The organism is Thermodesulfovibrio hydrogeniphilus (assembly GCF_054657355.1).
The window spans coordinates 243,665-262,718 of the sequence record NZ_BAAHYW010000001.1 but is presented as its reverse complement, the minus strand read 5'-3'; the positions used below and the strand labels follow the sequence as shown (position 1 = coordinate 262,718).

The window sequence follows — 19,054 nt, the reverse complement described above, 5'->3', positions numbered from 1 at the left end:
AAAGAAGGTGGGCAAGGAGGATTTGTCATAGGTCTTAAAGACCGTTCGCAATGTTGTCCACCACCTTCTCCCTTCCCTTAAGCCTGAAAGGAACATTAGGCTCAGACAGCCTGAATGAGTTCCCACGATGATAGGATAAGGGAAGAAAAACAAAAAAATCAAATGGAGGAAGAGAAATGACAAAAGAGAAGTTCATAGTTGGAGTAGATGTGGCAAAGGATACCATAGCAGTAACAATTAGGGAAAGAGGTAAAGGTAAAAGAGCTTCTTTCAATCTAAAGAATCATGCAGAGCAGTTGCATAAGGCTTTGAAAAAGGAGTTACCTTACTGCTGAAAAGAGGATATACTGGTTGTTATGGAACATACAGGGGTTTATCATTTAAAATTAGCCCATGCCTTATATGAGCAAGGGTATAAGGTAGCAATTTTGAATCCGCTGCAGACAAAGAAACTTGCGGATGCAAAGTTTAATAGAGCGAAGACAGACAAAATAGACTCTGCAGTGATAGCTGAGAGTGTGGAGATTTGCGAAGAGATAAGATTATTTAAGCCAATGGATGAACCCCAGCGGAAGATTAAGATACTATTAACTTGCCTTGCGAAGATTCAGAAACATCTTAATTGTTTAAAGAATCAAAGAGAAGCATTAAGATATGAACCGATAATGGTAGATACAGTAATAGAAAATTTTAACGAGCTCATAAAAAATGCAGAGGAAACAATACAGAAGATGGAGAAGGAATTGGAAGAATTGGCGGTAGGCCAGTTATGAGAAACAGATAAAGTTAGCGGAGAGTGTGCCTGGAGTTGGCAAGAGGACAGCATGCATAGCAGTATCAATGCTTGGATGTTTTGAAAATTTTGACAGAGTAAAGGCAGTAGGCAGTTATATAGGGATAAGCCCGAGAGTATATGAATCGGGCAAGAGTGTAAAGAAAAAGGGGAAGATACAGAAGAAGGGGAGTGCATATATAAGGAAGATATTGTATATGGCAGCGATGTCAGCGATGAGATATAATAAGGCATGCAAAGCATTGTATGAGAGGATGATACAAAGGGGCAAGAGCAAGATGCAGGCATTGATAGCAGTAGCCCATAAACTAATAAGGCAGGTATATGGAGTTTTAAAAAGTGGGATACCATACAATGAAGAAATTGCAATGAATGGAAAAAAATACTTGACAAATTAACACGGAACATTGCGAGGAGCGAAGCGACGAAGCAATCTCAAAGACTGCTTCGCTTCACTCGCAACAGTGACTCGCAGTGACTGGGTAGGGTATGAAAAGGCGAGATTGCTTCGGGTGCTTAAGCACCCTCGCAATGACAGAAGAAGGGGGGCTCACTCCTCGCAATGATGGAAAAGGGAAAAAGATTGCTTAGCGAAGGTTTGTCGTGAGCTGAAGGCTGGCGACCTTTTGCAATGACAATTGAGAATATCTCAATTCAGGTAATAGTAGATATTGGTAAAAAGGAATAAGGAGATAAAATAAAAAAATGCAACTATTAAAACTTCTTAGAGATGATTTTGAAGTAAAAGGTAATTTGGACATTGAAATCTCATCTGTTCATTACAATTCAAAAGAAGTCAAACCAAACTGCCTTTTTATTGCCATTGCTGGACAAAATATTGACGGACACGAATTTATAGATGAAGCAATAAAAAATGGAGCATGCGCAGTCGTTTATGAAAAAGCAAGATATAAACCTGAAAGTATAAAAGATGTTACATGGATAGGAGTTGATAACTCAAGAGATGCCCTTGCTTGGATTTCAAATAGATTTTATGGATGTCCTTCCAATAAGCTTAATGTTATTGGCATAACTGGTACAAATGGAAAAACAACTACATCTTATTTGATAAGAGAGATTCTTAAACAATACGGCAAAAAGACAGGTGTAATAGGGACAATAAGATATTTAATTGAAGACAAGGAAATAAAAGCCCAGCATACCACACCAGAATCCTTGCAGTTTCAGCAGCTTCTAAGAACTATGCTTGACAATGAAGTTGAATATGTTATCTCTGAAGTCTCATCCCATGCACTCTCTTTAAAGAGAGTTGATTACACAGAATTTAAAATTGCTGTTTTTACAAACTTATCAAGGGATCATCTTGATTTTCATAAAGACATGGAAGATTATTTTCAAGCGAAAAAAAGGCTTTTTACAGAATTGCTTGCAAAAGATGGCACTGCGATAATTAATTTTGATGACGAATACGGCAGAAGGCTTGCATCTGAATTTAAAGGAAAAAAGATTTTATACTCCCTTGAAAATTCAGATGCTGATTTGTATGTAAAAGATTTCAAATTAACATTCAAAGGTACAGAACTACAAATTGTAATAAAAAATCCTGAGACATTCGCAATTTCTTCTAATGTTATATCTATAAAGACTCCTTTGCTTGGTATTCCCAATATTTACAACACGCTCAGTGCATTGTCTGTTGCAATGGCTTTGAATGTCCCAATTCAGACAATTCAATCTGCACTGGCAGGCGCAAAAGCACCAGATGGAAGATTTGAAAATATTGATGAGGGGCAACAATTTCTTGTATTTGTTGATTATGCCCATACACCCGATGCACTTGAAAGACTTCTTTTAAGTGTAAGAAACCTTCGGGAAAAGCTGAGTCAAACAGGTAGAATTATCACGATTTTTGGGTGCGGAGGAAACCGAGACAAAGGCAAAAGACCATTGATGGGGAAAATTGCCACAGAACTAAGTGATTTTGTAATCATTACATCGGATAATCCAAGATGGGAAGAACCGAGAGAAATTATAAGAGACATTGAAGAGGGCATTTCAAGGGACAACTTTATTGTTGTTCCAGACAGGAAAGATGCCTTGCAAATGGGAGTTATGATGTGTGAGAAAGGAGATATTCTAATAGTAGCAGGCAAAGGGCATGAGGATTATCAAGAAATAAAGGGAAAAAGAAATCCATTCAGTGACAGGGATGTATTAAAAAATATTTTGAAGGGATTAAAGAGATAATGTTTACTTTAGAAGATTTAATAAATGCAACAGGAGGCAAGGTATTATCCGAGGGTAAGAAATTTTTTACAAGTGCTTCTATTGATACGCGAACAATTGGTAAAGAAGAACTATTTTTTGCCCTCAGAGGAACCAAAAGGGATGGGCATGATTTTTTAGAAGAAGCTTTATCAAAAGGTGCTGGAGCAGCTATTTCAAAGGATATAGAAATAGACTTTTCAGGAAAAACAGTCATAAAAGTTAAAGATACACTTGAGGCTTTACATTCACTGGCGAGATATTTAAGGAAAAATTTCAAAGGAAAAGTGATTTCTGTAATAGGAAGTAATGGAAAAACAACAACAAAGGAGTTAATCGCTGAATTTCTTTCAACAAAATACAAAGTATTAAAAACAGAAGGCAATTTAAATAATAATATCGGAGTTCCTCTTTGTTTAAGTAAAATTGAGCCAAATACAGAGATAATGGTATTGGAGCTTGGTACTAACAGGATAGGTGATATTAAGGAGCTTTGCGAAATTGTTTATCCCCAGTATGCAGTAATAACAAATATTGGTTATGAACACTTGGAAGGTTTTGGCTCATTGGAAGGTGTAAGGGAGGGGGAGTTAGAGATACTTCCTTATGTAAAAACAGTTTTCGCTAATGGTGATGATCAGTTTCTCTTGGAGGGACTTAAAAACTGGGAAGGTAATTTAATAACATTTGGATTAAATGAAAAATGCGATTTTAATGCTCGGAACATAGAGTTTATTAATGATGGAGTTGAGTTCATTTTTAATGCAGACACCTTTAGTTTTCCAATAAAAACTCATCTCATAGGGTTACATAATGTTTACAATATAACAGCTGCAGCTACGGTAGCTGTGAATTTCGGAATTTCAAAGTGTTTGATTGGGGAAGTGGCAGAGTCCTTTGTTCCTGTAAAGATGAGGGGAGAGGTAATCAAGATAGACGGGATTGAAGTATTCTTTGATGCTTATAATGCTAATCCTTCCTCTATGAAGGTTGCCTTAGAAGAGCTTGCAAGAAGAAAAGGGAGCAAAACAGCTATTGCTGTCTTAGGTGACATGCTTGAGCTTGGACAATACACTGAAAAAGCTCATGAAGAAATAGGCAGGTGGGTTAAAGAATTAGGGATTGAGTATTTTATTGGAGTGGGAAAGTTTATTAAAAATGCTTTAAGATATGTTGATGGGAATATTTTTGATGAAGCAGAAAAGGCTGGTATTTTCCTTAAAACTTTACTTAAAGGAAATGAGGTTATTTTGATTAAAGGTTCAAGGGGGATGAGAATGGAGCAAATTTTGGAAGTTCTTAAAAGGAGTCAGGAAGAATGATTTATGAACTTTTCTATAGTTTAAGTGACCAGATTTCTGTTTTCAATGTATTTAGATATATTACATTTAGAACACTTCTTGCTATTATTACTTCTTTCTTTTTTACTTTTCTCATTGCTCCAGCATGTATAAGATGGTTAAAAAGTCTTAGTCTAACCCAGCATATAAGAGATGATGGTCCAAAATCTCATTTTAAAAAAGAAGGAACACCCACAATGGGTGGCATTATAATTATTGGATCGGTTTTAATCTCTGTTTTATTGTGGGGAAATCTCAGAAATCATTATATGTGGCTTATGATTCTAAGTTTTTTGGGATTTGGTTTAATTGGTTTTATTGACGATTATCTTAAAGTGTCAAGAAGGAATTATAAAGGCTTGCCGGGAAGGTATAAATTAATCGGGCAGTTTATTTTAGCAACTGCTGTAACACTTTTTCTGTATTTTAATCCGAAAGACCCATACACAACTGTATTGAGTATTCCGTTTTTCAAACAATGGCTTATTGATTTGGGTATCTTTTATTTGCCATTTGCTATATTTGTAATTGTAGGCTCCTCAAATGCAGTAAATCTAACAGACGGTATGGATGGTCTGGCTGCAGGACTTGTTGGCATCGCATCAATTGCAAATGCAGTGCTTCTTTATATATCAGGGCATGCTATTTTTGCAAAATATTTGTATGTTCTTTATATACCCGGAACAAGTGAATTAGCTGTTTTTTGTGGAGCAATGCTCGGAGCTTGTCTTGGATTTTTATGGTATAATGCATATCCTGCAGAGGTTTTCATGGGCGATGTTGGCTCCCTTAGTCTTGGAGGTGCTCTTGGAACTCTGGCTGTTATTACAAAGCATGAGATTGTTCTTGCCCTTGTCGGAGGACTTTTTGTTGTTGAAGCTCTATCTGTAATTCTTCAAGTAGTTTATTTCAAGCTTACAGGCGGAAAAAGGATTTTCAGGATGGCACCTATTCATCATCATTTTGAATTAAAGAAAATTCCGGAGCCAAAGGTTATTGTGAGATTTTGGATTATTGGGATAATCCTTGCGCTTTTAAGTCTTTTAACTTTAAAACTGAGGTGATACTATGAAGAGTGTATGTGTAAGTATAAGTGCAAGTGCAAGTAAAAGAGCGGGTTTGTGGGTAATTGAATTGTTAAAGAAATTTCTGATAATTTTTGTTATTACTCTCACATTCACTTTCACATGCACTTTAATATCGCAGGCTCAAGAAATTGATGCAAAAAGTGCTGTTGTTGTAGATGCCCAGACAGGAAAAATTTTATATGGAAAAAATCCCCATCTTAAGCATCCACCTGCAAGCACTACAAAACTTGTCACTGCAATGGTTGCCCTTGAAAGACTTTCACCAGAAGACAAAGTTGAAATTTCCAATAAAGCCGCTAAGACTCAAAGTGTAGACCCTAAATTGATGGAAGGTGAAGTATATACAGTTAGAGACCTCATATATCTTGCTCTAATGCGTTCTGTTAACTCAGCTGCTGTTGCACTGGCTGAGGCAACAGCAGGCACAGAGGCAGATTTTGTAAAACTAATGAATGAAAAAGTTCAAAAAATAGGTGCAAAGGATACGAAATTTGTGAATGCTTCTGGTTTGCCCGGTAAAGGACAGTATACAACAGTATATGATTTAACAAAAATAATATCTAAGGCAATCTCTTATCCTTTAATAAAAGAGGCAATAAATACAAGGGTTTATCTTGTTCATGAACAAAATGGAAAGGAGCATTTTATTCAAAACACAAATCAACTTCTATGGTCAGAGGATAATATGATAGGCGGTAAAACAGGTTTTACAAGCAAGGCAAGACACTGTTTTGTAAGTGCTGCTCGTGTGGGAAACAGACTGGTTTATACTGCTGTATTAGGAGCTCCTAACAGAGAAAAGCTTTGGCAAGATACTCAGATTTTGCTTGCAAAGGCTGATGATGTTCTGTCTGGAAAAAATGAGCCTGTTGTTAAATTAGAAGAAGCTCCTATAGTAAAAGCATCTTACAAGGACAGAAAAGTTAAATCCAAGCAGGTAATAAAGGCTAAGAAAACAAAAAATACAAAGGATATAAAGACAAAAAAATCAAAACAAAAGAGGGTGAGGAATGCAAAGGCTAATACAAAATCTATCTGACCTTAAAGACAAAAAGATTACTGTTGTAGGAATTGGTAAAAGCGGATTATCTCTCATTAATCTTCTTTCCCTATTAGGAGCAAAAGTTATTGCAAATGATAAGAAATCATTAACTGAAATTAAGGAAATTTTGGGTTCAACAGAAGAAAAGCTTTACAGACTTTATGCAGGTGGACATCCTACAGAAGCCTTTGAAGAGGCGGAATTGATTGTTATAAGTCCTGGTGTTCCAATGAGCACACCTTCTGTGCTTTCAGCTATTTATAAGGGAATTCCTGTAATTGGTGAAATTGAGATTAGTTGGCAGATTTTAACTCTTATAAAACCTGATATAAAGATAATCGGCATAACAGGCTCTAATGGCAAATCAACGACTTCAACCCTTACTTATGAATTTTTAAAGAAAGATGGAAAACAGGTTGCACTGGCTGGAAATATTGGACTGCCTATGGCAGACGTGATAGAAAGAATTTACAAAAATGAAATTTTATTAGACTATCTTGTCCTTGAACTCTCAAGCTTTCAACTTGAAGGCATAAAAAACTTCAAATCCAATTATGCAGCAATTCTTAATATAACTCCTGATCACATGGACAGATATTCAAACATGAAGGAGTATATTGAAGCTAAGGCAAAAATTTTTCTAAATCATGCTGGCGATGATGTTTTGGTACTAAACATGGATGATAAAAATACTGTTTCAGCAATTGAACATTTAAGAAATGTATATATGAAAAGGGGCAAATTGCCTCATATTCTCTACTTTAGCAGAAAGCAAAAAGTTTATGGGGCTTTTTTAGAGAATGACAAGATATTGTTTAATGCGAGAGAGGAGTTTTCAGAGACAATAAAACAGGAGATGGAGAATACTATTCTTGATGTAAATTCGTTTAAGATAAAAGGTGTTCATAACATTGAAAACATTATGGCAGCATCTCTTCTTGCATTATCAGCAGGATGCAAAGGAGGAAGCATTAAGGAAGTTGTAAGAGAATTCCCGGGACTTCCTCACAGAATGGAGTTTGTAAGAGAGATTGATGGTGTCAAATATATTAATGATTCAAAAGGAACTAATGTGGATGCAGTTGCTAAATCCCTTGAGAGTTTTCAGGGTAAAGTGATTCTCATTGCTGGTGGAAGAGACAAAGATGGAGACTTCAACTCATTAAGAGAACTGGTTCAGAAAAAGGTTAAAACATTAATTTTAATAGGTGAGGCAGCAGAAAAGATAGCAAAAGCTTTAGGAGACCTTGTTCCGCATTACTTTGAGAATGATATGAAATCAGCGATTTTAAAGGCAAAAGAAGTTGCACAGAAAGGAGATGTGGTATTGCTCTCTCCTGGTTGTGCAAGCTTTGATATGTTTAAAAACTTTGAACACAGGGGCGATGTGTTTAAGGAGATTGTTAATTCCTTATGAATAGGGAAGGCTTTGATAAATCTCTAATTATTGTAGCAACTTTTCTTATAATAATTGGACTTATAGCAGTTTATAGTGCAACCTCTGTTTTACCCTCAATTAAGGCAAGTTATGGAGAAAAGGGAGGATTGGTTTTTTTAAAAAAACAGTTGTTCACACTGTTAATCGGATTATTTCTAATGTTTTTGTTTGCCTTTTTACCAAGGGAAAATCTTAAAAAATTTGTTTTCCCTATTTTAATACTTTCATTTATTATGCTAATTCTTGTTTTTACTCCACTTGGAGTTAGTGCTGGAGGAGCAAGGAGATGGATAAGACTTTGGCCAAGTGTCTTTCAGCCATCTGAATTTGTAAAGCTTGCAATGATATTTTTTCTTGCATTTTTTTTTAGTAAACGAGATTTTAACGGAAATAGCATAAAGCATTTTTTAATACCAATCGCTGTAATGGGTTTATTTCAGATTATTTTCTTAAAACAGCCTGATTTTGGAGCTGCAATGACTCTTGGGATAATAACTTTTGCTATGTTGTACATTGCAGGAGTTAATTTAAAATTTATTGGAATTACTTCATTGCTTGCCCTTCCTGTTATATTTTATCTGGCTAAAGAACCTTATAGATGGAGAAGAATAACATCTTTTCTTGATCCCTGGGCTGATCCGCAGGGAAGTGGATTTCAACTTGTGCAGTCATTAATTGCTCTTGGAAGTGGAGGACTTACAGGACAGGGACTTGGTGAAGGAAAACAGAAACTTGCCTACTTACCAGAAATTCATACAGATTTTATTTTTGCCCATATCGGTGAAGAAATGGGATTTATAGGCGCCTGCGCTGTAGTTGTTTTATTCTTTGTTTTCTTTTGGAGGGGATTAAAAATTGCCCAAAAACAAAATGACCCATTTCATTTTTTCCTTGCCTCTGGTATCACTATCATGATTGCTATTCAGGCACTTATTAATTTTGCTGTGGTAACAGGTTTAGCTCCTACAAAGGGACTTCCATTGCCATTTATCAGTTATGGTGGCTCATCACTGGTTGTAAATCTTATGGCTTTGGGAATTTTGCTTAATTTATCAAAAATTAATTCAGCATTCTATAATAAAAGCATGTTAAACATTACAGAAAAGCCTGCAGTTAGAACTCGTAAGCTTTATTACAGAAGGAGAAAAACTACATGAGAGTAATAATAGCTGGAGGAGGAACAGGAGGACATCTTTTTCCGGGAGTTGCTCTTGCATCTCATATATCTGAAAAATATCCGTCCTCAAAAATAGTTTTTGTGGGCACTGAGCGTGGAATTGAAAAAAAGGTAATTCCAAAAATTGGCTATGAATTAAGACTGATTTCTGTGAGTGGTTTTGTTGGTAAAGGTATAAAGGACAAGGCAAGAGCTATATTGAATCTCCTCAAATCAACATCTGAAAGCAGTAGTATCTTAAAAACCTTCAAACCAGATATTGTTTTCGGAGTAGGGGGTTATGCTTCTTTTCCTGTGGTTCTAACAGCTTCTTTAAGAAAAATTCCAACTATTATTCTTGAGCAGAATACTGTTCCTGGACTTGCCAATAAGCTTCTTGGAAAATTTGCTGATGCCATTGCTATAACATATCCAGAGACTATTGAATATTTTCCGAAAGAAAAAATTTATCTTACAGGTACTCCCATAAGAAAAGAGATTTTATCTGGTGACAAAGACAAGGCTGTCAATCTTTTTCAGCTTGAAAAAAATAGACTGACACTACTTGTATTTGGAGGCAGTCTTGGCGCAAGAAAAATAAACAAAGCAATTATTGATGCACTAACTCATTTGTTGCCTTTAAGGGATAAAATGCAAATAATTCATCAAACCGGTGAGGCAGATTACAGCTGGGTGTTGCAAGAGTATAAGAAATTATCATTCAAAGCAACAGTTCTTCCTTTTATATATGACATGGCAGAAGCCTATGCAGTAGCAGATTTAATAGTATGTAGAGCAGGAGCATCAACTGTTGCAGAAATTACAGCCTTAGGCAAGGCATCAATTCTTATACCTTATCCATATGCAGCATATAATCATCAAGAGATGAACGCAAGGAGGCTTTTAAGTAGGGGAGCATGCGAGATGGTGCTTGACAAAGAGCTAAATGGTGAGAGAATTGCAAAGATAATTGAAAAAATTTTCGGAAGACCAGAAATAAAAAAAGAGATGGAAATTGCATCTCTTGCTTTTGGTAAACCCAACGCAGCAGAGAAGATATTAGAAATCGGTGAATCGTTAATGAGGAGGAGATGATGTATCAATTTAAAAAAATTCATATGATTGGAATTGGTGGAATTGGTATGAGCGGTATTGCAGAAGTTTTAAATAACATGGGTTACACAGTAACAGGTTCAGATATAAGGGAGTCTGAAACAGTAAAAAGACTAAAGGGATTAGGAATACAGGTATTTATAGGTCATAGACAGGACAATATAGATGAAGCTGATGTTGTTGTTTACTCATCGGCTGTCAAGCCTGATAATCCTGAAATTATAAAGGCTAAAGCAAAGGGAATTCCAATTATACCAAGAGCTGAAATGCTTGCTGAACTCTGCAGACTAAAATATTCGGTTTTGGTTGCAGGAGCACATGGCAAAACAACTACAACATCTCTTATTGCCACAGTTTTAAGCGAGGCTGGTTTTGATCCAACGGTTGTTGTTGGTGGAAAATTAAAATCATTAGGCACAAATGCAAAACTTGGACAGGGAGAGTTTTTAGTAGCTGAGGCAGATGAAAGTGATGGAAGTTTTCTTAAACTAAATCCTGCTATTGCTGTAATAACAAACATTGACAAAGAGCATCTTGATTATTTTAAAACATTGCGGAAAATAAAAAGGGCTTTTCTTGAATTTGCAAATAAGGTTCCTTTTTATGGAGTTTCAATACTTTGCCGAGAATGTAGACACATCCGTGATTTAATTCCCCATCTTAATAGAAGATATATCACCTATGGATTTGACAGCTCTTCAGACTTTTATGCAAAAGATATTCGGTATGATGCACCTTATATGCAGTTTAAGGCATTTTTTAGAAATAGCCCAATTGGCAACTTTAAAGTTACTGTACTTGGAAGACACAATGTTTTAAATACTTTGGCTACAATAGCAGTTGCCCATGAACTCTCCATTCCTTTTGATAATTTGAGGGAGGCATTGCAGAATTTTACTGGTATTGGTAGAAGATTTGAATTTAAGGGACAAAAGGCAGACATAAAGTTTTATGATGATTACGGACATCATCCAACAGAAATAAAAGCTGTGCTGAAGACTGCAATGTTGCTTAAACCTAAGAGACTTTGTGTAATATTTCAGCCTCATAGATATACAAGAACAAGAGACCATATGGATGAGTTTGTTTCTGTGTTTAAAAATGCTTTGAGGAAAAAAGATGTTCTCTTTTTGATGGACATATACCCAGCCAGTGAATCTCCAATTGAGGGAGTAACAGGCGAGGAGTTGTATAAAAGACTTAAATCAAATGGAGTTAATGTAAAGTTTAATCCAGACAAGGAAAATATAAAGGATGATATCCTGAAGGAACTTAAAGAAGGAGATGTTGTCTTTACCATTGGAGCTGGAGATGTCTACAAAATTGGAGAATCAGTAAGAGACAGATTATGAGAAATATTGAAATATTTTGCAAAGAAAGAGGAATAACTTATAAAAAAGATGAACCTCTTGCAAACTACACAACACTTGGAATTGGAGGAAATGCAAAGATTATAGTTTTTCCAGATGATGATAACTTGTTAGGACTAATGGAGATTATAAAAAATGAGGGAATTCCGTATTATCTTATTGGAGGCGGAAGCAATTTGCTAATAAGTGACAGAGGCTTTAAGGGAGTCATTATTAACACAAAAAAGATTGATAGAATTGAACTCAAAGGTTTTACTTTAAATGTTGGTGCAGGTGCAATTCTCGGAAGAGTTCTTGCTTTTTTGCTTAAAAATAATCTTTCGGGAATGGAAGGACTTATAGGAATACCGGGAACAGTAGGAGGAGCAGTTTTTGGAAATGCTGGGTCTTTTGGATATGAAACAAAGGATTGTCTTGACGAAATTGAAGTAATTGATGAGAACTTAAATATTAAGAGATTGAAAAGACAGGAAATAAATTTCCGATACAGAAGCTCAGGCTTGCCAGACAGCTTTATCATAAAATCTGCAAAATTTATTCTTAATGAACGTGGTGAAGAAATATTTTCAAAAATGAAGGATTTTCTTGCGAGAAAAAGACTTAGTCAGCCTTTGAATGAACGTTCAGCAGGTTGCGTTTTTAAAAATCCAGAAGGAAATTCAGCCGGATATTTAATTGACAAAGCTGGTTTGAAAGGTATGAGAGTTGGTGATATTATTGTAAGCAGTGTGCATGCTAATTATTTTATCAACGCTGGAAAGGGCAGGGCAGATGATTTTCTTAAGCTTATGGATATTGTAAAAGATAAAGTTTTCACGCTTTTCTCAATAGAGCTTGAACCAGAGATAAAGTATTTGGAGGGATGAGATATGAAGGTAGGAGTAATAGCAGGAGGAATTTCATCGGAGAGAGAGGTTTCCCTGCGAAGCGGGCAGGCAATTTTCAATGCTCTAAAAGAGCTTGGATACGATGCAGTATTTATAGATGCGGATAAAGAGCTTTGTCAAAAAATTGTTCAAGAAAAAATTGATGTCGCATTCTTAGCCCTACATGGTGGATGGGGAGAAAACGGAGGAATTCAAGGAATGCTTGAAGTAATGGGAATTCCTTATACTGGTTCTGGAATTCTATCATCAGCCCTTGCAATGGATAAAGAAGCATCAAAAAAAATATTCCTATATCACGGAATACCAGTTCCTCCATTTAGAGTCATAGAAAAATCAGAATTAAAAAGCCAAGACCCTTTAATTGCTATTAAACAGACAATTGGTTTTCCAAATGTTATCAAGCCTGCTTGTGAGGGTTCATCTGTTGGAGTAAATATAGCAAGGGATGAAGAATCTCTTAATAAAGCCTTAAACGAAGCATTTAAATATGGTGATAGAGTGATAGTTGAAAAATTTATAGAAGGAAAAGAGATTCACATAGGAGTGCTTGGAGAAAGAGCTTTAGGAGGAGTTGAAGTTAGACCAAAGAAAGGATTTTATGATTATGAAGCAAAATATACAAAAGGGCTTACTGAATATATTCTTCCTCCTGAAATTAATGAAAGTTTATATGAAAAGTTAAAGGATTTAGGCTTAAGGGCACATAAAGCACTTGGATGTAAGGGCGGAACAAGGGTTGACATAATTGTTGACAAAGATGAAAATGCTTATGTTCTTGAGGTAAATACAATTCCCGGAATGACAGAGACATCACTTTTACCAAAAATAGCAACACTATCTGGTTATGATTTCAAGGGATTAGTTAAGGAAATTCTTGAACTCGCCATTAAAGAGAGTAAATAGTGACTTGTGACTGGTGGATGGTGATTGGAAATAGGTGTTTTAGGGACAAATAGAATGGAATACATAAAACTACATGGGATTAAAATATATGAGTAGAAGAAAGATTACCATCCTTATGGTTTTGATTGTTGCAGGAGTGGTGGTCTTTTTACTGTTTCATTTACTAAAAATAAGACATTTTGTAATCATTGGGAATAAACATTTAAAGGAGCATGAAATTAAATACGCACTTTCTATTAAGGAGGGAAGCTCATTACTTTACCCGTCATCAAAGACTTTATATGAAAGACTAAAAAAGATGCCATGGATAAAAGATGCTGTCATAAGAAAAGATTTAAATGGAACGCTGACAATATATATTCAAGAGGCTTCTCCTGTGGCAGTAGCTAAATATGATGGGAGTGCTTATCTTATTGATAGGGATGGTAGAATTCTTGAAGATTTTACAGATAAGCTTGAATCATCCCTCATCTTATTGCCTATTTTAAAAAACATTGATCCAATTAACAATAGGGAGACGTTGCAATCAGCATTGGAATTACTGAATTTTTTGAACTCTAAGGGCTTTATTAGTTCTCAGGACAACATAATAATAACTGGCAGTCAGCCAGAAAATTTAACTCTTTTTGTAAATGATTTTCCAATTATTGTAGGTAAAGGTGAACTTGAGCTTAAATTTGCCAAATATGCGATTGTATTGGATGAGATAAAAAAAAGAGGCATTAAAGCACAATATGTTGATTTAAGAGTTCCAGATAGAGTAATTGTCAAACCAGTTGAATAAAGAAGGAGTGAATGAGAGAGTTGTTTACTATAGTTGACATAGGAACAAGCAAAATATGCATTCTTGTTGCACAGGTTGAGAATAACAATCTTGAAATTTTATCTTTAAAAAGTTATCCATCTTCGGGCTTAAAAAAGGGAAAAATCGTTGATATGGAGGCTCTTGTATCCTCCATAAAAAGAGCAATTCAGGATGTTGAAACAGAGTTAAACATAAAGCTTAAAAAATCCTATGTATGTTATTCAGGAGGAGAGGTTCAAGGAGTATACAGTGATGCAGCCATTAGGATAAAGAAGAAAGAAATAACAGAAGAGGATGTGGATTTAGTTATTGAATCTGCCTCAGCCATAAAGACTTCTTCTGACAATGAAGTAGTTCATATTCTTCCTGTGGAGTTTATAGTAGATGGAACTAATGGAATAAAAGATCCAGTTGGAATGAGGGGATTGAGGCTTGAGGCAAAGGTTTACATAATAACTGCACCAAACTCTCATATTCAAAATATCGTTACCTGTTGCAACAGGGCAGGGCTTGAGGTAGAAGAAGTTGTATTACATGGTGTCTCCTCTGCTGAGGCTGTTCTTTCAGAGCATGATAAAGATTTGGGCACAGTTGTTGCAGATATTGGAGCAGGAAGCATAAAGATAGCTGTTTTTTATGATGGTTGTTTAAGACACATAAATAATTACGGCATTGGAGGAAATCACATAACAAATGATATAGCAATCGGACTTAAAATCCCTTTTAATGAAGCAGAGAGAGTCAAAAAAGAATTTGGAGTGGCAATACCTGATATTAATTTTGGTAGCTTGAAGTTTAAAAGTGTCTCCGATGAAGTGGAGATTTGGGGGATGGACAAGCAAGCTGTGAGAGTTCCAATGAGTATTATAAGTGAGATTGTATATGCAAGGTGCGAAGAGATTCTTGATATCTTAAAAAAGGAGATTAATTCCTTGCCTAATGATATCTCATTGTCCTCAGCAGTTATTACAGGTGGAAATGCTCAAATGAAGGGTTTTGTTCAGTTGGCTGAGAGTTTTCTTTCAATGCCTGTAAGAATTGGTCATCCAAATACAGGCATAGCATCAGTTTGTTCTGAAATGGGATTTGATGATACTGTGGTATTGCAAGATGAATTTCTTTCTCCAGAATTTGCTTCAGCCTTTGGAAGTTTGATTTATGCATTAAGAACATCCGAGTTTGACCAAGAAAATTTTATAATAGGCAATATATTGAGAAAAATATCCACTTGGATTAGGGGGGTAATAAAAATTTAATAAAGGGGGAAGGAGAAATGTTTGATATTGAGGAAGTAGAAAGACCAGTTGCAAAAATAAAAGTTATTGGTGTAGGTGGAGCGGGCACAAATGCCGTAAATACAATGATTTCTGCAGGAATAAAGGGAGTTGAATTCATAGCTGTTAATACCGATATTCAGCATTTAGAAATTTCCCTTGCTCCTTTAAAGGTTCAAATCGGAAAAGAGCTCACAAGAGGACTTGGTGCAGGCTCAGACCCTGAATTAGGAAAAAAAGCTGCATTAGAAGATAAAAACACGCTTATGTCATGCATAGAAGGAGCGGATTTAATTTTTATAACAGCTGGAATGGGAGGAGGCACTGGAACAGGAGCAGCTCCAGTTATTGCATCTATGGCAAAGGAGTTGGGAATTCTTACAGTTGCAGTTGTCACCAAGCCATTTTATTTTGAAGGTAAAAAAAGATTGCATAACGCGGTTGTTGGACTAAAGGAGTTAAAGAAATATGTTGACACAGTAATAGTAATTCCAAATGATAGAATTCATCTCATTGTTGATAAAGGAACTCCCCTTGTTAAATCCTTTGCAATAGCCAATGACATTTTAAGGCAGGCTGTTCAAGGAATTTCAGACTTAATACTTAATCCAGGATTCATAAACAGAGACTTTGCAGATGTAAAAACTATCATTGAAAAATCAGGCAAAGCAATTATAGGACTTGGAACATGCTTTAAGGAAGAGGGAGCAAGAGAGGCAGCCTTAAGAGCTATTAATAATCCTCTGTTAGAGGAAACATCCATAGAAGGAGCAAAAAGAATCTTAATCAATATTACAGGTGGCTTTGATCTTACCCTTGATGAGGTGCAAGAAATTGCAGGAACAATTTATGATGTTGCCCATGAAGATGCAAATATAATATTTGGAACGGTAATTAAGCCTGAGATAGAGAATGAGATTTTTGTTACAGTTATTGCAACAGGATTTGATGATAAAACAGAAGAATTAGAACTTGCTACTGAGTCATGGATGCCAAAAAATACATCAAAAAGTGTACTAAAGGCAACAAGAAAAATAATAGCAAAAGATATAGATGCTGTTGAATCATTAAAGCATAAAGAAGAACAGACAGATAAACTATCAAAACCAGCCGAGAGCTTATCTTCTGCAGAAGAAGTCCAATCTTATAAAACAGAAGAAAATATAATTAATACAACACCATTAAATATAAAGCCATTTCACTCAGAAATTAAGGAGCAAAGCCCAACTGAGAATGAAGAAAAAACAAATAAACTTTCAGAGTTTGAAAAAAAGAGCTCTGCAGAGAAACCAGCTGAATCTGTAAAATCAATTGAAAAACCCTTTACAGATATTCCTGACAACATAGAGGATGAATTTGATATTCCAGCTTTTCTGAGAAAAAAGCACAGATTATTAGATGAAGAAAATATACGCAAAGATTGATGAGATTCTCAATTCTGAGAAGGGAGTTATAAGAAAAGACCACGGTGGAAAAATAAAAATATGTCTAATTTATCCAGATATTTATCAAGTTGGCATAAGTAATTTAGGATTTCAGACAGTTTACAGGCTTTTTAATGAAAGAAAAGATGTTGTATGTGAACGATGTTTTCTACCCCAAAAGGAAGAAATCTTTGAGTATGAAAAAGGCATTTCTCTCATTTCCTATGAGTCTAAAAAGCCGCTATATGAATTTGACATTATAGCGTTTAGTCTCTGCTTTGAGAATGATTATCCAAATGTTATTAAAATTCTTGAACTCGCAAAAATTCCATATTTAACATCTGAAAGAACTTATGAGTATCCTCTCATCATTGCAGGAGGTGTTTTATGCTTTTCTAATCCAGAGCCCCTATCAGAGGTTTTTGATATAGTTTTTTTAGGTGAGGCTGAGGAATTAATTGCTGTTTTCGTAGAAAAATATAAACAAGTCAGGGAAGGCTCATATTTAGAAGAATTCAAGCAAAACCTGAAAAAAGAGCTTCTATCATCCGATGGATTTTATATTCCCGAAGCCTACAAAGAAGTTTTTGATGCAACTGGAAAAATAAATGGCAGGCAAATTCTTTGGCATGGTGCACCTTCAATAATAAAGAGAGTTTACTGTAGAGATTTATCTAACAAATTCAGTTATTCCCAAATTGTCACACCAATGGCAGTCTTTTCAGAGAAGTTTCTAATTGAAACAATGCGAGGATGTCCTTTTAGCTGTCGGTTTTGTCTTGTAGGTCAGATTTATAATCCTCCAAGAAAAGTCAAGACTGAGATATTAAAAGCAAAAATTGATGAAGCTATTAGTTATGGATTTAGTCTTGGACTAATTGCACCATCTTTAACTGCTTACAGAGAGTTGCAAACCCTTTTAGATACACCTAACATAGAGATTTCCTTTACCTCATTAAGAGCTGATAAACATACATTACAGGCTTTAGATGTCTTATCCAAAAGAAAAACTGTAACCCTTGCACCTGAAGCAGGCTCAGAAAGATTAAGAAGAGTAATAAAAAAGGGAATTGAAGAGGAGAACATATTGAATATAGCAGAGAAATTATCAAATACAGAGGTTGAGACCCTGAAGCTATATTTTATGATAGGACTTCCATTTGAAAAGGAAGAAGACATAGATGAAATTGTAAAGCTTATACAAAAAATTAGGGCAGTCTTTACGCGGAGAATCACCGCAAGTATTAGTATATTTGTGCCTAAGCCCTTTACACCATTTCAGTGGCATGGAATGGAAAAGATAGAAATTGTGAAGGAGAGATTAAAAAAGCTTAGTAAAGATACATTGAAAATCAAGGGATTTAAACTTTTACACGAAGTTCCAAAATACTCTTATATGCAAGGCTACTTTGCAAGGGCTGATAGACAGGCATTAACCATAGCAGCAAGGGTTTCAAGGGGGGAGAACTTTGGAAAGATATTTGATGAAATAAAACAAGAAATCTACGAAACAAAATCCTTTGAAGATTTTCTTCCTTGGGATTTCATTTTACATGAAGGAATCACAAAAGAAGGTCTGTGGATAGAGTATAAAAAAGCACGAATTGATTCTGAATAAACAAATTGAAAATAGAAATAGACACAAGTCACTGCGAGCCTCCGAGGGAGGCGAAGCAGCCTCTAACAAGGCTTTATTGAGAAAATAAAGACGAGATTGCTTCGTCGCTATCGCTCCTCGCAATGACGGCGAAGGGAAATCTTCGCAATGACGAGAAGGAAAATCCTCGCAATGTTCCGTGTTAATTTGTCAAGTATTTTTTTCCATTCATTGCAATTTCTTCATTGTATGGTATCCCACTTTTTAAAACTCCATATACCTGCCTTATTAGTTTATGGGCTACTGCTATCAATGCCTGCATCTTGCTCTTGCCCCTTTGTATCATCCTCTCATACAATGCTTTGCATGCCTTATTATATCTCATCGCTGACATCGCTGCCATATACAATATCTTCCTTATATATGCACTCCCCTTCTTCTGTATCCTCCCCTTTTTCTTTACACTCTTGCCCGATTCATATACTCTCGGGCTTATCCCTATATAACTGCCTACTGCCTTTACTCTGTCAAAATTTTCAAAACATCCAAGCATTGATACTGCTATGCATGCTGTCCTCTTGCCAACTCCAGGCACACT

General features: G+C 35.6%; 18 protein-coding genes. 17 read left to right on the top strand and 1 reads right to left on the bottom strand.

All coding sequences use genetic code 11. The features are described 5' to 3' along the window. The first annotated feature begins 176 nt into the window (after positions 1 to 176). The 17 genes from ACYQ3P_RS01400 to ACYQ3P_RS01320 all read left to right on the top strand — a co-directional run bounded on the left by ACYQ3P_RS01400 (position 177) and on the right by ACYQ3P_RS01320 (position 18,477). Positions 177 to 335: a hypothetical protein gene (locus ACYQ3P_RS01400; RefSeq protein ID WP_460176170.1), complete on the top strand. Its 159-nt coding sequence runs from the start codon at positions 177 to 179 to the stop codon at positions 333 to 335. Positions 336 to 344: 9 nt separating this feature from the next. Further along, a complete protein-coding gene (locus tag ACYQ3P_RS01395; RefSeq protein WP_460178029.1) occupies positions 345 to 773 on the top strand; it encodes an IS110 family transposase in 429 nt (142 codons plus the stop codon). A gap of 25 nt (positions 774 to 798) precedes the next feature. Further along, complete coding sequence (locus ACYQ3P_RS01390) at positions 799 to 1,191, top strand: transposase (RefSeq protein ID WP_460176169.1); 393 nt, start codon at positions 799 to 801, stop codon at positions 1,189 to 1,191. Positions 1,192 to 1,498: 307 nt separating this feature from the next. Next, entirely contained in the window at positions 1,499 to 3,001 is a 1,503-nt protein-coding gene (locus ACYQ3P_RS01385) for a UDP-N-acetylmuramoyl-L-alanyl-D-glutamate--2,6-diaminopimelate ligase (protein ID WP_460176168.1), read from the top strand. Next, positions 3,001 to 4,341, top strand: a complete 1,341-nt coding sequence (locus ACYQ3P_RS01380; RefSeq protein WP_460176167.1) for a UDP-N-acetylmuramoyl-tripeptide--D-alanyl-D-alanine ligase — start codon at positions 3,001 to 3,003, stop codon at positions 4,339 to 4,341. Before ACYQ3P_RS01385 ends, ACYQ3P_RS01380 begins: the two co-directional genes overlap by 1 nt. Then, positions 4,338 to 5,423, top strand: a complete 1,086-nt coding sequence (gene mraY / locus ACYQ3P_RS01375) for a phospho-N-acetylmuramoyl-pentapeptide-transferase (protein WP_460176166.1) — start codon at positions 4,338 to 4,340, stop codon at positions 5,421 to 5,423. The genes ACYQ3P_RS01380 and mraY overlap by 4 nt, the downstream gene beginning before the upstream one ends. Positions 5,424 to 5,427: 4 nt before the next feature. Beyond that, positions 5,428 to 6,486, top strand: coding sequence for a D-alanyl-D-alanine carboxypeptidase family protein (locus ACYQ3P_RS01370; RefSeq protein WP_460176165.1), 1,059 nt, complete (start codon positions 5,428 to 5,430; stop codon positions 6,484 to 6,486). Next, a complete protein-coding gene (gene murD, locus ACYQ3P_RS01365; RefSeq protein WP_460176164.1) occupies positions 6,458 to 7,906 on the top strand; it encodes a UDP-N-acetylmuramoyl-L-alanine--D-glutamate ligase in 1,449 nt (482 codons plus the stop codon). Before ACYQ3P_RS01370 ends, murD begins: the two co-directional genes overlap by 29 nt. After that, positions 7,903 to 9,084, top strand: coding sequence for a putative lipid II flippase FtsW (ftsW, locus tag ACYQ3P_RS01360; protein WP_460176163.1), 1,182 nt, complete (start codon positions 7,903 to 7,905; stop codon positions 9,082 to 9,084). The genes murD and ftsW overlap by 4 nt, the downstream gene beginning before the upstream one ends. Next, positions 9,081 to 10,178, top strand: a complete 1,098-nt coding sequence (gene murG, locus ACYQ3P_RS01355; protein ID WP_460176162.1) for an undecaprenyldiphospho-muramoylpentapeptide beta-N-acetylglucosaminyltransferase — start codon at positions 9,081 to 9,083, stop codon at positions 10,176 to 10,178. The genes ftsW and murG overlap by 4 nt, the downstream gene beginning before the upstream one ends. Beyond that, positions 10,175 to 11,548, top strand: coding sequence for a UDP-N-acetylmuramate--L-alanine ligase (murC, locus tag ACYQ3P_RS01350; RefSeq protein WP_460176161.1), 1,374 nt, complete (start codon positions 10,175 to 10,177; stop codon positions 11,546 to 11,548). Before murG ends, murC begins: the two co-directional genes overlap by 4 nt. Beyond that, positions 11,545 to 12,432 carry a UDP-N-acetylmuramate dehydrogenase gene (murB, locus tag ACYQ3P_RS01345; RefSeq protein ID WP_460176160.1) on the top strand — a complete coding sequence of 296 codons (888 nt, stop codon included), beginning with the start codon at positions 11,545 to 11,547 and terminating at the stop codon, positions 12,430 to 12,432. Before murC ends, murB begins: the two co-directional genes overlap by 4 nt. A 3-nt stretch (positions 12,433 to 12,435) precedes the next feature. Next, entirely contained in the window at positions 12,436 to 13,356 is a 921-nt protein-coding gene (locus ACYQ3P_RS01340; RefSeq protein WP_460176159.1) for a D-alanine--D-alanine ligase, read from the top strand. 88 nt (positions 13,357 to 13,444) lie between these two features. Beyond that, the gene (locus ACYQ3P_RS01335; RefSeq protein WP_460176158.1) at positions 13,445 to 14,140 is read left to right on the top strand and encodes a cell division protein FtsQ/DivIB; all 696 of its coding nucleotides are present in this window, start codon (positions 13,445 to 13,447) and stop codon (positions 14,138 to 14,140) included. 11 nt (positions 14,141 to 14,151) lie between these two features. Next, positions 14,152 to 15,417 carry a cell division protein FtsA gene (gene ftsA, locus ACYQ3P_RS01330; protein ID WP_460176157.1) on the top strand — a complete coding sequence of 422 codons (1,266 nt, stop codon included), beginning with the start codon at positions 14,152 to 14,154 and terminating at the stop codon, positions 15,415 to 15,417. A 17-nt stretch (positions 15,418 to 15,434) separates the two neighbouring features. Next, positions 15,435 to 16,859: a cell division protein FtsZ gene (ftsZ, locus tag ACYQ3P_RS01325; protein ID WP_460176156.1), complete on the top strand. Its 1,425-nt coding sequence runs from the start codon at positions 15,435 to 15,437 to the stop codon at positions 16,857 to 16,859. Next, positions 16,834 to 18,477 carry a radical SAM protein gene (locus tag ACYQ3P_RS01320; protein ID WP_460176155.1) on the top strand — a complete coding sequence of 548 codons (1,644 nt, stop codon included), beginning with the start codon at positions 16,834 to 16,836 and terminating at the stop codon, positions 18,475 to 18,477. Before ftsZ ends, ACYQ3P_RS01320 begins: the two co-directional genes overlap by 26 nt. Positions 18,478 to 18,658: 181 nt before the next feature. Here the strand turns inward: ACYQ3P_RS01320 and ACYQ3P_RS01315 are convergent, their stop codons facing one another. Continuing rightward, positions 18,659 to 19,051 (bottom strand): transposase, encoded by a 393-nt coding sequence (locus tag ACYQ3P_RS01315; protein ID WP_460176154.1) that lies wholly within the window; start codon positions 19,049 to 19,051, stop codon positions 18,659 to 18,661. Between the last annotated feature and the right edge of the window lie 3 nt (positions 19,052 to 19,054).

Coding starts and splice junctions, on each gene's coding strand:
- ACYQ3P_RS01400 (WP_460176170.1), top strand. CDS start 177: ATGACAAAAGAGAAGTTCATAGTTGGAGTAGATGTGGCAAAGGATACC.
- ACYQ3P_RS01385 (WP_460176168.1), top strand. CDS start 1,499: ATGCAACTATTAAAACTTCTTAGAGATGATTTTGAAGTAAAAGGTAAT.
- ACYQ3P_RS01380 (WP_460176167.1), top strand. CDS start 3,001: ATGTTTACTTTAGAAGATTTAATAAATGCAACAGGAGGCAAGGTATTA.
- mraY (WP_460176166.1), top strand. CDS start 4,338: ATGATTTATGAACTTTTCTATAGTTTAAGTGACCAGATTTCTGTTTTC.
- ACYQ3P_RS01370 (WP_460176165.1), top strand. CDS start 5,428: ATGAAGAGTGTATGTGTAAGTATAAGTGCAAGTGCAAGTAAAAGAGCG.
- murD (WP_460176164.1), top strand. CDS start 6,458: ATGCAAAGGCTAATACAAAATCTATCTGACCTTAAAGACAAAAAGATT.
- ftsW (WP_460176163.1), top strand. CDS start 7,903: ATGAATAGGGAAGGCTTTGATAAATCTCTAATTATTGTAGCAACTTTT.
- murG (WP_460176162.1), top strand. CDS start 9,081: ATGAGAGTAATAATAGCTGGAGGAGGAACAGGAGGACATCTTTTTCCG.
- murC (WP_460176161.1), top strand. CDS start 10,175: ATGATGTATCAATTTAAAAAAATTCATATGATTGGAATTGGTGGAATT.
- murB (WP_460176160.1), top strand. CDS start 11,545: ATGAGAAATATTGAAATATTTTGCAAAGAAAGAGGAATAACTTATAAA.
- ACYQ3P_RS01340 (WP_460176159.1), top strand. CDS start 12,436: ATGAAGGTAGGAGTAATAGCAGGAGGAATTTCATCGGAGAGAGAGGTT.
- ACYQ3P_RS01335 (WP_460176158.1), top strand. CDS start 13,445: ATGAGTAGAAGAAAGATTACCATCCTTATGGTTTTGATTGTTGCAGGA.
- ftsA (WP_460176157.1), top strand. CDS start 14,152: ATGAGAGAGTTGTTTACTATAGTTGACATAGGAACAAGCAAAATATGC.
- ftsZ (WP_460176156.1), top strand. CDS start 15,435: ATGTTTGATATTGAGGAAGTAGAAAGACCAGTTGCAAAAATAAAAGTT.
- ACYQ3P_RS01320 (WP_460176155.1), top strand. CDS start 16,834: ATGAAGAAAATATACGCAAAGATTGATGAGATTCTCAATTCTGAGAAG.